Annotated in this window: 13 protein-coding genes; 11 read left to right on the top strand and 2 right to left on the bottom strand. The window is 61.6% G+C overall.

The genetic code is table 11. From position 1 onward, the window contains the following. Nucleotides 1–120: 120 nt before the first annotated feature. Complete coding sequence (rph, locus tag ACWKV4_RS14575; RefSeq protein WP_483832797.1) at nucleotides 121–843, bottom strand: ribonuclease PH; 723 nt, start codon at nucleotides 841–843, stop codon at nucleotides 121–123. Nucleotides 844–1059: 216 nt separating this feature from the next. Between rph and ACWKV4_RS14570 the strand changes: the two genes are divergently transcribed. The 6 genes from ACWKV4_RS14570 to ACWKV4_RS14545 all read left to right on the top strand — a co-directional run bounded on the left by ACWKV4_RS14570 (nucleotide 1060) and on the right by ACWKV4_RS14545 (nucleotide 6341). Beyond that, nucleotides 1060–1923, top strand: a complete 864-nt coding sequence (locus tag ACWKV4_RS14570) for a YicC/YloC family endoribonuclease (protein ID WP_483832796.1) — start codon at nucleotides 1060–1062, stop codon at nucleotides 1921–1923. 9 nt (nucleotides 1924–1932) lie between these two features. Further along, on the top strand, nucleotides 1933–2553 hold the full coding sequence (gene gmk / locus ACWKV4_RS14565) for a guanylate kinase (RefSeq protein WP_483832795.1): 621 nt from the start codon (nucleotides 1933–1935) through the stop codon (nucleotides 2551–2553). A 146-nt stretch (nucleotides 2554–2699) separates the two neighbouring features. Then, complete coding sequence (gene rpoZ, locus ACWKV4_RS14560; protein ID WP_483832794.1) at nucleotides 2700–2963, top strand: DNA-directed RNA polymerase subunit omega; 264 nt, start codon at nucleotides 2700–2702, stop codon at nucleotides 2961–2963. 57 nt (nucleotides 2964–3020) lie between these two features. After that, nucleotides 3021–5129 carry a bifunctional GTP diphosphokinase/guanosine-3',5'-bis pyrophosphate 3'-pyrophosphohydrolase gene (gene spoT / locus ACWKV4_RS14555; protein WP_483832793.1) on the top strand — a complete coding sequence of 703 codons (2109 nt, stop codon included), beginning with the start codon at nucleotides 3021–3023 and terminating at the stop codon, nucleotides 5127–5129. A gap of 47 nt (nucleotides 5130–5176) precedes the next feature. Continuing rightward, complete coding sequence (locus ACWKV4_RS14550; protein ID WP_483832792.1) at nucleotides 5177–5557, top strand: RidA family protein; 381 nt, start codon at nucleotides 5177–5179, stop codon at nucleotides 5555–5557. Nucleotides 5558–5609: 52 nt separating this feature from the next. Then, a complete protein-coding gene (locus tag ACWKV4_RS14545) occupies nucleotides 5610–6341 on the top strand; it encodes a hypothetical protein (RefSeq protein ID WP_483832791.1) in 732 nt (243 codons plus the stop codon). Here the strand turns inward: ACWKV4_RS14545 and ACWKV4_RS14540 are convergent. Then, nucleotides 6338–7201 (bottom strand): SDR family oxidoreductase, encoded by an 864-nt coding sequence (locus ACWKV4_RS14540; RefSeq protein ID WP_483832790.1) that lies wholly within the window; start codon nucleotides 7199–7201, stop codon nucleotides 6338–6340. The genes ACWKV4_RS14545 and ACWKV4_RS14540 overlap by 4 nt on opposite strands. Before the next feature lie 156 nt (nucleotides 7202–7357). Here ACWKV4_RS14540 and exbB point away from each other — a divergent pair, with 156 nt between their 5' ends. From exbB to recG, 5 genes are all read left to right on the top strand, one after another. Further along, complete coding sequence (gene exbB / locus ACWKV4_RS14535) at nucleotides 7358–8293, top strand: tonB-system energizer ExbB (protein WP_483832789.1); 936 nt, start codon at nucleotides 7358–7360, stop codon at nucleotides 8291–8293. 3 nt (nucleotides 8294–8296) lie between these two features. Continuing rightward, nucleotides 8297–8722: a TonB system transport protein ExbD gene (gene exbD, locus ACWKV4_RS14530; RefSeq protein ID WP_483832788.1), complete on the top strand. Its 426-nt coding sequence runs from the start codon at nucleotides 8297–8299 to the stop codon at nucleotides 8720–8722. After that, nucleotides 8719–9450, top strand: coding sequence for a TonB family protein (locus ACWKV4_RS14525; RefSeq protein WP_483832787.1), 732 nt, complete (start codon nucleotides 8719–8721; stop codon nucleotides 9448–9450). Before exbD ends, ACWKV4_RS14525 begins: the two co-directional genes overlap by 4 nt. Before the next feature lie 152 nt (nucleotides 9451–9602). Next, entirely contained in the window at nucleotides 9603–10538 is a 936-nt protein-coding gene (locus ACWKV4_RS14520; protein ID WP_483832786.1) for a LysR substrate-binding domain-containing protein, read from the top strand. After that, on the top strand, nucleotides 10535–12610 hold the full coding sequence (recG, locus tag ACWKV4_RS14515; protein WP_483832785.1) for an ATP-dependent DNA helicase RecG: 2076 nt from the start codon (nucleotides 10535–10537) through the stop codon (nucleotides 12608–12610). The genes ACWKV4_RS14520 and recG overlap by 4 nt, the downstream gene beginning before the upstream one ends. Nucleotides 12611–12617: the final 7 nt, after the last annotated feature.

The raw sequence follows: 12617 nt of genomic DNA, 5'->3' as shown, positions 1-12617 counted from the left end.
TGAAGTCTTTTGAGTACTTACCCATGAAAAACGCCCCATAAGGTTGGATAGGTGTCCAACATTTGGGGCGCAGTTCATATCCCGTTCGCGAGCTGGTGCTCGCTCCTACACTGTTGTTGCTCAGTCAGCCAAGGCGGCTTGCTGGAGCGCGAATAGATCGTCCATGCCTTTACGGGCCAGGGCCAACATGGCGTTGAGTTCCTCTGGCTGGAAGGGCGCGCCCTCGGCGGTACCCTGTACTTCGATAAAGCCGCCGCCGCTGGTCATGACCACGTTCAGGTCGGTTTCTGCCGCAGAGTCTTCCAGGTAATCCAGGTCCAGCACAGGCTCGCCTTGGTACATCCCTACCGATACCGCCGCGATCATCTGCTTGAGCGGGTCGCCCGCTTTGAGCCCGCCACGCTTTTTGACGGCCTTGAGCGCATCCACCAAGGCGACCATGGCGCCGGTGATGGACGCCGTACGGGTACCGCCGTCGGCCTGGATGACATCGCAGTCCACATACAGCGTAATATCGCCCAGCTTGGACATGTCCAACGCCGCTCGCAACGAGCGGCCGATCAACCGCTGGATTTCCAGGGTACGGCCGCCCTGCTTGCCTCGGCTCGCCTCGCGCTGATTACGCTCACCCGTTGCCCGAGGCAGCATGCCGTATTCAGCGGTGAGCCAACCTTGACCCTGGCCCTTGAGAAAGCGCGGTACGCCGCTTTCGACGCTGACCGTGCAGATTACCCGAGTGTCACCGAATTCAACCAGCACCGACCCTTCGGCGTGGCGAGTGTAGTTGCGAGTGATGCGGATCGAGCGGAGCTGATCGGCGGCGCGACCACTAGGACGTTTCATCTAGGTTACCTGTACGGATTGAAAAACTGCCCGACAGTATAAAGCCGTGCTGCCAGCGCCGGTACCTAAATAGCCAAGGCCAGGCGCGGACTGACGCATGGAGCGGCATCCAGCCGCAGGCGCGCAGTGGGAGCCCAGGCCGCCTTGAGGTACACTCTTGCGCCTTTATCGCTGCCAAGGCGCTGTCATCGCGCCGCTATCCACGAGGTTCGCCCCATGGTTCATAGCATGACCGCCTTCGCCCGAGCAGAGCGCGCCGGCGAGCATGGCACCCTTGTCTGGGAGCTTCGCTCAGTCAACCACCGTTACCTGGAGCCGCACCTGCGCCTGCCCGATGTGTTTCGGGAGTTGGAAGGGGCCGTGCGTGAAGCGCTACGCGCGGGCGTGTCACGAGGCAAGGTCGAATGCACGCTACGCTTAAATGAAGAAGCCAGCAGCCAGGCGCCGCAATTGGACCTGGCCCGCGCCGGCGAGCTTATCCAGGCCGCTGAAGCAGTAGCTGCCCTGATCGCCAATCCCGCGGCCATCGATCCGTTAAAAGTAATGGCTTGGCCGGGGGTAATGATCAGCCAGGGCGTAGACACGCAAGCCTTGCAGGCCAGCGCGCTGACCCTGTTCAGCGAGGCATTGCAAGAGATGAAAGCAGGCCGGGCCCGCGAGGGCGCTGAGCTGGCGCGGCTGATCAGCGACCGCCTGGATGCCATGGCCGAGGACATCAACGCCTTGCGCGAGCAGGTACCGCACATGTTGGCCACCCAGCGTCAGAAGATCCTCGACCGTTTCGCCGAGATGCGCGCGGAGCTTGACCCCCAGCGCCTGGAACAAGAGCTGGTATTGCTGGCGCAGAAAAGCGACGTCGCTGAAGAGCTGGACCGCTTGACCACCCATGTACGTGAGGTTCGCCGTGTGCTGGCCAGCCCCGGGGCCTCTGGCCGCCGCCTGGACTTCCTGATGCAGGAACTCAACCGTGAAGCTAATACCCTCGGTTCCAAAGCCTTCGACCCGCGCAGCACCCAAGCCGCGGTCAACCTGAAGGTACTGATCGAACAAATGCGCGAACAAGTGCAGAACATTGAGTAAGGCGACCCCATGAAACCCACACCTGGCACCCTATATATCGTTTCCGCGCCCTCTGGCGCCGGCAAAACCAGCCTGGTCAAGGCGCTGATCGACGCGGAACCCGGCATTCGCGTATCGGTCTCTCACACCACGCGGGCGATGCGGCCCGGCGAGGCTGATGGAGTGAACTACCACTTCGTGGACCGGGCACAGTTCCTGGTTATGGTGGAGCATGGTGACTTTCTGGAGCAGGCCGAAGTGTTCGGCAACCTCTATGGCACCTCCAAAACCAGCCTACGCCAAGTGCTGGAAGCGGGCGACGATCTGATTCTGGAAATCGACTGGCAGGGTGGCGAGCAAGTGCGCAAGCTGATGCCGGACACCCGCTCGATCTTCATTCTGCCGCCGTCGTTGCAGGCGCTACGCCAACGCTTGACCAACCGTGGCCAGGACAGCAACGAGATCATCGAAGGGCGGATGCGCGAGGCGGTTAACGAAATGCGCCACTACGTTCAGTACGATTACGTGGTGATCAACGATGACTTCGCTACTGCCTTAGTGGACCTGCGTGCGATCTTCCGTGCTAACCGACTGTGCCAGGAGGCTCAGCAACAACGCCATGAAGGGTTGTTGGCCGGCCTTTTGGGGTAAGTCCGTCGGCTGCCTGCCAGACCGGCGGCCATTGAAAATCACCTTAGAATCACCGTGGGCCTTCCATTAAGGCTGGTGATTTTTTAAACTGCCCAGTCCGCTACCCCGCCCAAAGCGGGCGCTCACTGTTTTGTACGAGGAACACCATGGCTCGCGTGACCGTTGAAGACTGCCTGGATCATGTTGATAATCGCTTCGAGCTGGTCATGCTCGCCACCAAACGTTCCCGCCAGCTGGCAACCGGCGGCAAGGAGCCGAAGGTCGGCTGGGAAAACGACAAGCCTACCGTGGTAGCCCTGCGCGAGATCGCGGCTGGTCTGGTCGATTACGATGTAATCGCTGAGGCTGAAATTGTCGATGAAGAGCCGTTGTTCACTGCGTTTGAAGATGAGGCCAACGAGGCCGTCTGAGCCCATGCCCTGTCGACCCAACAAGGCGACGGCGTTACTGCGACGGGAGGTTCTCCCTTGCTAGGCATAGACGTCCTCGCCGAGCGCTTGTCGACTTACCTCGGCACGGACCAGGTCAACCTGGTTCGCCGAGCATACTATTACGCCGAACAGGCCCACGATGGCCAACGCCGTCGTAGCGGTGAGGCCTATGTAACCCACCCGCTCGCGGTGGCGAATATCCTCGCCGACATGCACATGGACCATCAAAGCCTGATGGCTGCCATGCTCCATGATGTGATCGAAGATACGGGCATCGCCAAAGAGGCGCTATGCGCGCAGTTTGGTGAAACGGTCGCTGAACTGGTCGATGGTGTCAGCAAGCTGACCCAGATGAACTTCGAGACCAAGGCTGAAGCCCAGGCCGAGAACTTCCAGAAGATGGCCATGGCCATGGCCCGGGATATCCGGGTCATTCTGGTGAAGCTCGCCGACCGCCTTCACAACATGCGTACCCTCGAAGTGCTTTCCGGTGAAAAGCGCCGACGAATCGCCAAAGAAACCCTTGAAATCTACGCGCCCATCGCCAACCGCCTGGGCATGCACAACGTGCGCGTGGAGTTCGAGGACCTAGGCTTCAAAGCCATGCACCCGATGCGTTCGGAACGCATTCACCAAGCGGTGAAGCGCGCTCGGGGCAATCGCAAGGAGCTGGTGGCGAAGATCGAGCACTCCTTGGCCAACTGCCTGGCGGTGGACGGCATCGAAGGGGACGTAAGCGGTCGCCAGAAGCACCTGTATGGCATCTACAAGAAGATGCGCGGCAAGCGCCGTGCCTTCAACGAAATCATGGACGTGTACGCTTTCCGCATCGTGGTAGACAAGGTCGACACCTGCTACCGCGTACTTGGCGCGGTACACAACCTGTACAAACCACTGCCAGGTCGTTTCAAGGATTACATTGCCATCCCCAAGGCCAATGGTTACCAGTCATTGCATACCACGCTGTTCGGGATGCACGGGGTACCCATTGAAATCCAGATTCGCACCCGCGAAATGGAAGAAATGGCCAATAATGGGATTGCCGCCCACTGGCTGTACAAGTCCAGCAACGGTGAAGTCCCCAAAAGTACCCATGCCCGCGCCCGTCAGTGGGTCAAGGGGGTGCTCGAGCTGCAACAGCGCGCAGGCAACTCACTGGAGTTCATTGAGAGCGTAAAGATCGACCTGTTCCCGGATGAAGTTTACGTGTTCACGCCCAAGGGCAAAATCATGGAGTTGCCCAAAGGCTCCACGGCAGTGGACTTCGCCTACGCTGTGCACACCGACGTGGGCAACAGCTGCATTGCGTGCCGGATCAACCGCCGCCTGGCGCCCTTGTCCGAGCCCTTGCAAAGTGGCTCCACGGTCGAAATCGTCAGCGCGCCTGGCGCCAGGCCCAACCCGGCCTGGCTGAATTTCGTGGTCACTGGCAAGGCGCGCACGCACATTCGCCATGCCTTGAAGCTACAACGCCGCTCCGAGTCGGTCAGCCTGGGGGAGCGCCTGCTCAACAAGGTGCTCAACAGCTTCGATACCTCCTTGGAGCGTATTCCCGCCGACCGTACACAACACTTGCTGACCGAATACCGGCTGGAAGTGATCGAAGACCTTCTCGAAGACATCGGCCTGGGCAATCGCATGGCCTATGTAGTGGCGCGTCGTTTGGTGGCGTCCGAAAGCGAGGCCTCACCCAGCCACGAAAGCCCCCTGGCCATTCGTGGTACCGAAGGCCTGGTGCTCAGCTACGCCAAGTGCTGCACGCCTATCCCTGGGGACCCTATCGTGGGTCACCTGTCGGCGGGCAAAGGCATGGTGGTGCACTTGGAAAGCTGCCGCAACATCAGCGAAGTGCGGCATAACCCGGAAAAATGTATCCAGCTGGCCTGGGCCAAGGACGTCAGCGGCGAGTTCAATGTTGAACTGCGCGTGGAACTCGAACATCAACGTGGTTTGATCGCCCTGTTGGCCAGCAGCGTAAACGCCGCCGATGGCAACATCGAGAAAATCAGCATGGACGAGCGCGACGGTCGTACCAGTGTGGTTCAACTGGTCGTCAGCGTTCATGACCGCGTTCACCTTGCGCGAGTGATCCGCAAGCTGCGCGCGCTCAATGGCGTCATTCGCATTACCCGCATGCGGGCTTAGGCTCTGTACGAAAGGCCCGCGGCAGTTATCCCATCAAGGAGTGCTTCATGACCAAGAGCGTCATCCACAGCGATAAAGCCCCAGCGGCGATCGGTACCTACTCCCAGGCGATCAAGGCCGGCAACACTGTATACATGTCTGGGCAGATCCCGCTCAACCCAGCCACCATGGAGTTGGTCGAGGGCTTCGAGGCGCAAACCGTTCAGGTGTTCGAGAACCTTAAATCGGTAGCCGAAGCCGCTGGCGGTTCATTCAAGGACATCGTCAAACTGAATATTTTCCTTACCGACCTGGGCAACTTCGCCACGGTCAACGAGGTGATGGGGCGTTACTTTCAGCAACCCTACCCTGCTCGCGCCGCCATCGGCGTAGCCGAGCTGCCTAAGGGCTCGCAGGTGGAAATGGACGCCATTCTGGTTCTGGAATGAGCCTATGGCGGTAGCCTTCAACAGGCACCGCCTCAATCTTCAAGGAATCTGCATGCGCTCCCTGTTTATTGTGGTCCCTGTACTGGCCGCGTTGCTCGGCGGCTGCGCCAGCCACCCTGCTGACGTAGGTGGCGTATGGCTCAATGAAAACGCCATCGAAGCGGCGGTCAAAGGTGGCAACCTGCGCCAAGCGCTGTTGGGCATGGGCCCAACCCTCGAATGGCAAGTGGACTCAGCCGCAGGCAAGGCAACGTCCACTAACGGCTTCGAAGTGGCCGAAGGCACCTTGACCTCCAAGGGCAAAGCGCCGTGGCAGGTGGACTTCTACGGTAATGGCTCGGAAAGCCTGCGCATTAATGGCGATGAGCTGGTTCAGGCTGCCAGCGACAATGCCGGTGAGCAAGGCTTCAAGCGCGCCGCCAGTGGTGAGGCGCCATTGCCACCAGGCGGGGCCTTCGAGCACCGCCTGTATGAAGCCTACATGGGCGGCGACTGGACTATCAGCGAAGGCCAAGGCACGGGCACCAAAGTGCATTTCTTGCCAGATGGCCGTATTGAAGGCCTGCCTGGCATGGACCGCTATGCCCTATGCCTGGGTGGGGATTGCGCCGCCATGAGCGGGGCCTTCGACAGCGTCTGGTTGCAAGGCGGCAACCAGGGCTCGGCGTATATCCTGCAACGGGACAACGACCAACTGGATATCTTTGTTGCCGCCAACCAAGCCGCGGAAGGCGAGATGCCCAGCCTGCGCCCAGGCGCCGTGGCCTGGCGCCTTCACCGCTAGCGCAGGCTCATCTGTTCGAGCAGCGCGCCATAGCCTTGCTGATAGCTCGGGTAGCGCGGGGCCCAACCCAGGCCGCGCGCCAGGGCGTTGCTACAGCGCTTGCTCCCGGTGCGGCGTAGCGCTGCCGGTTGCGGGGGTAGCGTGACCTGCATTTGCGTTCGCAGCCACTCCAGTACTTCGTGCAATGGCGCTGGCGCGTTATCCACACCCAGATAACACCCTGCCAGGGCTTGGCCTTGCCAGTCCGCTTGCAGCAAGTGAGCAATCAACCCTGCGGCGTCGTCGACCTGTATCCGGTTGCCATACTGCGGCGGCTCCGGTGGCGCGTAGTAACCTTGGCGTGCCTGGTTGATCAAGCGCTCCCGCCCAGGCCCATAGATGCCAGTGAGCCGAACGACAGTTGCCGGTATTTGGCCAGCCCCTGCCAGGGCCTCGGCCTCCAGCATGACCGCACCAGCGTAACCCGAGGGTTGGGTGGGCGAGGTTTCGTCTACCCACTCCCCTTCGACCTGCCCATAGACGCTGCTGCTGGACACGAAGATCAGCCGGCGCGGCGCTTGCCCGTGCTGCTTCACCCACCCCATTACGTTGGCCAGGCCTTCGACATAGGCCCGGCGATACCCGGCTTCGTCATGTTGATCGGCGGCCACGGCATACACGAGGTAGTCCGGGGCCAAGGTTGCCCAGCCTTCCGGGCAGGCTTGCTGGTTGAAATCCGCGCGCAAACCGGGAACCCCGGAAGGCAATCGCGCGGGATTACGCCGCAGGCCGGTTACTGCCCAGCCGGCCTGTTGGAGCTGTAGTGCTACCCGACTGCCTACATCACCGCAGCCAGCGATTACCAGCTTGGGCAGGGTCATACTTCCTCCTTTTCAGGCTTTGCTCAACGATGCTGAAAGAAAAATCCGACGCAATCGCTTCTGCTATTAAGAATTACTTGCAATAATGTGCCACCTTTTGCCCGGCGCCCATCAGCCTGCATGGACCGCCCACCTTACTATTCAGGTTCGGCCAGCATGAATTCTACCCAGCTTGCTTCTTCACTCCCTACGTTTCGACTAGTGCCTCGCGCTTGGTGTGCCATGGCGTTGCTGTGTGTGAGCCTGATCGCGCCCCAGGCTACCCTGGCCGATACCGCGGCTCCCGACCAGCCGCCCGCGGTCAGTGCTCCCGCCGCAACGCCGGGCGTGCCGGCTGGTACGCCCGATACCATCGAAGCCGCCGACCCGCGGGAGGCGTCCCTAGGCCTGGGCCATGACCTCTCCCCTTGGGGCATGTACCAGAACGCAGACGTTGTGGTTAAGGCAGTCATGATTGGCCTGGCCATTGCGTCCATCGTGACCTGGACGCTGTGGATCGCCAAAGGGCTGGAGCTGCTGGGTGCCAAGCGCCGCCTGCGTCAGGAAATGGCTATCCTCAAGCGCGCCACCACCCTTAAGGCGGCCAGCGAAGCCACGCAGCAACCGGGCACCCTGACGCACCTGCTGGTACAGGATGCCTTAAACGAGCTGCAGCTGTCGGCCAACGCGCGTGACAAAGACGGCATCAAGGACCGCGTAAGCTTCCGCCTGGAGCGCTTGGTCGCCGCCTGTGGTCGCAAGATGAGCAGCGGCACCGGCGTGCTGGCAACCATCGGCTCTACCGCGCCCTTCGTAGGGTTGTTCGGCACCGTCTGGGGCATCATGAACAGCTTCATCGGCATTGCCAAAACCCAAACCACCAACCTTGCGGTGGTGGCCCCTGGTATCGCCGAAGCGCTGCTTGCCACGGCCCTGGGCCTGGTAGCGGCTATCCCTGCCGTGGTCATCTACAACGTGTTCGCCCGCTCGATCACTGGCTACAAGGCTCAAGTAGCCGATGCCAGCGCTGAAGTGCTGCTGCTGGTCAGCCGAGACCTGGATCACCAACCGGGCGAGCGCGCCAGCCAGCCCCACATGGTCAAGGCGGGTTAAGCCTTGGGCCTGCATCTTAAAGAAGGCGCCGACGAGCTCGCCGAAAACCACGAAATCAACGTCACGCCCTTTATCGACGTGATGCTGGTGCTACTCATCATCTTCATGGTGGCCGCGCCCCTGGCCACGGTAGACATCAAGGTGGACCTGCCCGCCTCGACCGCCAAGCCCGCGCCGCGCCCTGAAAAGCCGGTGTTCTTGAGCGTCAAGGCCGACAAGAGCCTATTCCTGGGCGAAGAGGCCGTGGACCGCGCCGCCTTGGGCCAGGTGCTGGACGCCCGTACCCATGGAAAGAAGGACACCACGATTTTCTTCCAGGCCGACAAAGGCGTGGATTACGGCGACCTGATGGAAGTCATGGACGCCTTGCGCGGCGCAGGCTATCTGAAAGTCGGCCTGGTGGGGCTTGAGACGGCAGGTAAGCAATGACCGCAGCCAGCCGTCCCTTGCCGGCCGCTGTTCGGTACGGCACCAGCCTGGCGGTGGTGCTGGCGGTGCATGCCTTGGCCATCGTAGTGGCGTTGAACTGGAAAAGCACCCAGCCAGTGCCGCCGCCACCGCCGGTGATGCTGATGGAGCTTGCGCCCTTGCCCGAGCCCGAGCCTGAGCCCGTGCCGCCACCGCCCGTGGTGCAGCCGCCCAAACCGGTGGAAGAACCGCCATTGCCCAAACTCGCCGAAGCGCCCAAACCTGTTATCGAGGTACCCAAGCCTAAACCCAAGCCCAAACCTCAGCCGCCCAAGCCCCAACCGAAGGTCGAGCCCCCCAAAGAGGTACAGCCTGTACAGGAGCCTGCGCCTGCTCGCCCGGCTGAACCCGTGAAGGCACCCACGCCGCCGCCTCCCGCACCCGCGGCAAGCAATACGCCTAGCTGGGAGGGTGAAGTGCTAGGGCGCCTGATGCGATCCAAAAAGTATCCGCAAGCGGCACGTAGCCGAGGTACCCAGGGTGAGGTAGTGGTGGCATTCACGCTGGACGGCCAAGGCCGTGTACTGGATGCCAATGTGGATAAGAGCTCGGGTAGCAACCTGCTGGATCGCGCCGCGCTGGCGGCAGTTCGGGCAGCACAGCCACTACCCGCCCCCCCCGCGAATAAACTGAGTAACGGCACTATCACCCTGCGGGTGCCCTTTAGCTTCAGCCTGACCAAGGGTTGAAGGGCCGCCGCCCCGGCAACTTATGTAACCGCCCGCATAACCCTTGGCGAGCACTGCCGCCAAGGGTTGCCGAAACAAGGTTGCGTTATCGATAACGTGCGTCTATGGGCGGCAGCCGCTATGCTGGGGCCGCAACCCCATGGACGCCCGTTATGACCCTCACAGAATTACGCTACATCGTCACCCTCGCCCAAGAGCAACACTTTGGCCATGCCGCCGAGCGATGCCACGTCAGCCAACCCACGCTGTCAGTGGGGGTCAAGAAACTCGAAGATGAACTGGGCGTACTGATTTTCGAGCGCAGCAAGAGCGCCGTGCGCCTGACGCCGGTGGGCGAAAGCATCGTGGCCCAGGCACAGAAGGTACTGGAGCAGGCCCAAGGCATTCGTGAGCTGGCGCAAGCAGGCAAGAATCAGCTCACCGCACCGTTGAAAGTCGGCGCCATTTATACCGTTGGGCCGTACCTGTTCCCGCATCTGATCCCGCAGCTGCATCGGGTTGCGCCGCAGATGCCGTTGTATATCGAAGAAAACTTCACTCACCTGCTCCGCGATAAGCTGCGCAACGGTGAGCTGGACGCGGTCATCATCGCCCTGCCCTTCAACGAAGCGGACGTGCTCACCCTCCCGCTGTACGACGAACCTTTCCAGGTGCTGATGCCCAGCGACCACCCCTGGACTCGCAAGGAAACCATCGACTCGGCCTTGCTCAACGACAAGAGCTTGCTGTTGCTGGGCGAAGGCCATTGCTTCCGCGACCAGGTGCTAGAGGCCTGCCCTACCTTGGGCAAAGGCGCCGAAGCCGCGCGGCATACCACGGTGGAGTCCAGTTCGCTGGAAACCATTCGGCACATGGTCGCTTCCGGGCTCGGGGTGTCGGTACTGCCGCTGTCGGCGGTACACAGCCATCATTACGCCCCTGGCGTGATCGAGGTGCGCCCGCTCACGCCGCCAGCGCCTTTCCGTACCGTGGCCATTGCCTGGCGAGCCAGCTTCCCACGGCCCAAAGCCATTGAAATCCTTGCTGATTCCATTCGTCTGTGCTCGGTGGTCAAGGCTCCAGCGGCACCGGCCAAAGCCTCGGTATGAGTGAACTCGCCAGCGTGCCGGTGACCGCCCTTAAAGGCGTAGGCGAGGCCATGGCGGAAAAGCTCGCCAGGGTGGGGCTGGAGACCGTACAGGACGTGCTGTTCCACTTGCCGCTGCGCTATCAGGACCGCACCCGTGTAATACCCATCGGCAGCTTGCGCCCTGGCCAGGACGCGGTCATCGAGGGGGTGGTCAGCGGTGCCGACATCGTCATGGGCAAGCGGCGCAGCCTGCTGGTGCGGCTGGGAGATGGCAGTGGCGTGGTCAGCCTGCGTTTCTACCATTTCAGCAACGCGCAAAAAGACGCCCTCAAGCGCGGTACCTCGCTACGCTGCTATGGCGAGGCGCGGCCAGGGGCATCGGGGCTTGAAATCTATCACCCCGAGTATCGCGCCCTGACCGGCGACGAGTCTCCCCCGGTGGAGCAAACCCTGACGCCGATCTACCCTCTGACCGAAGGCCTTACCCAACAGCGGTTACGGCAGTTGTGCCAGCAAAGCCTGGCCATGCTAGGGCCTAGCAGCCTGCCGGACTGGCTGCCTGACGAATTGGCCAAGGAATACCGCCTGGGCGGGCTTGGCGAGGCCATCCGCTACTTGCACCAGCCGCCTGCGGATGCCGATGTGGATGAGCTCGCCCTAGGCCATAACTGGGCCCAGGAACGGTTGATCTTCGAAGAGTTACTAACCCACCAACTGTCCCAGCAGCGGCTGCGCGAAAGCCTGCGAGCCCAACGTGCGCCGGCACTACCCGAGCCACGCACCTTGCCGGAACGCTACCTGGCTAACCTGGGCTTTGCCCCAACGGGCGCTCAGCGCCGTGTAGGCGCCGAAATCACCTACGACCTGAGCCAGGACGCCCCCATGCTGCGGTTGGTGCAAGGGGACGTAGGCGCGGGTAAAACCGTAGTGGCCGCGCTGGCGGCCTTGCAGGCAATCGAAGCGGGCTATCAAGTCGCATTGATGGCGCCTACGGAAATCCTCGCTGAACAGCATTTCGTCAACTTTCAGCGCTGGTTCGAGCCCTTGGGTATAGAAGTGGCCTGGCTCGCGGGTAAGCTCAAGGGCAAAACCCGCCAGGCAGCGCTAGAGCGAATCGCCAACGGCGCGCTGATGGTGGTCGGTACCCATGCGCTCTTTCAGCCTGAGGTGCGCTTTTACCGGCTGGCCCTTGCCATCATCGACGAGCAACATCGCTTTGGCGTTCAGCAGCGCCTGGCCCTGCGCCAAAAGGGCGTGGATGGCCGGCTCTGCCCTCACCAATTGATCATGACCGCCACGCCCATCCCCCGCACCCTGGCCATGAGCGCCTACGCCGACCTGGATACCTCGGTACTGGATGAGCTGCCCCCTGGGCGCACGCCGGTCAATACCGTATTGGTGGCCGACAGTCGCCGTATCGAAGTAATCGAACGGGTGCGTGCCGCCTGTGCCCAAGGGCGTCAGGCCTATTGGGTGTGCACGCTGATCGAGGAATCCGAAGAGCTTACCTGCCAGGCCGCTGAAACCACCTTCGAGGAATTGACCGGCGCCCTGGGTGAGCTGCGGGTTGGCCTGGTACATGGCCGCATGAAGCCCGCGGAAAAGGCCGAAGTGATGGCGCGCTTCAAGCAAGGCGAACTTCAGCTACTGGTGGCCACCACGGTGATCGAGGTTGGAGTAGACGTGCCCAATTCAAGCTTGATGATCATCGAAAACCCGGAGCGCCTTGGTTTGGCGCAGTTGCACCAATTGCGCGGGCGAGTGGGCCGTGGCAGTACCGCCAGCCACTGTGTGTTGCTGTACCACCCGCCCTTGTCGTTCATCGGGCGCGAGCGCCTGGGGATCATGCGTGAAACCAACGACGGGTTTGTGATTGCCGAAAAAGACCTTGAGCTTCGAGGCCCTGGTGAAATGCTCGGTACACGGCAAACGGGCCTGCTACAGTTCAAGGTAGCTGACCTGATGCGTGACGCCCACTTGTTACCCGCTGTACGAGACGCCGCGCAGCAATTGCTTGCACAATGGCCAAGCCATGTCACTCCGTTACTGGAGCGATGGTTGCGCCATGGGCAGCAATACGGCCAAGTTTAAGCAGGTT

The organism is Pseudomonas artemisiae (assembly GCF_057128685.1).
The sequence above is the reverse complement of the archived record's forward strand: the minus strand, read 5'-3'. Positions and strand labels throughout refer to the sequence as shown.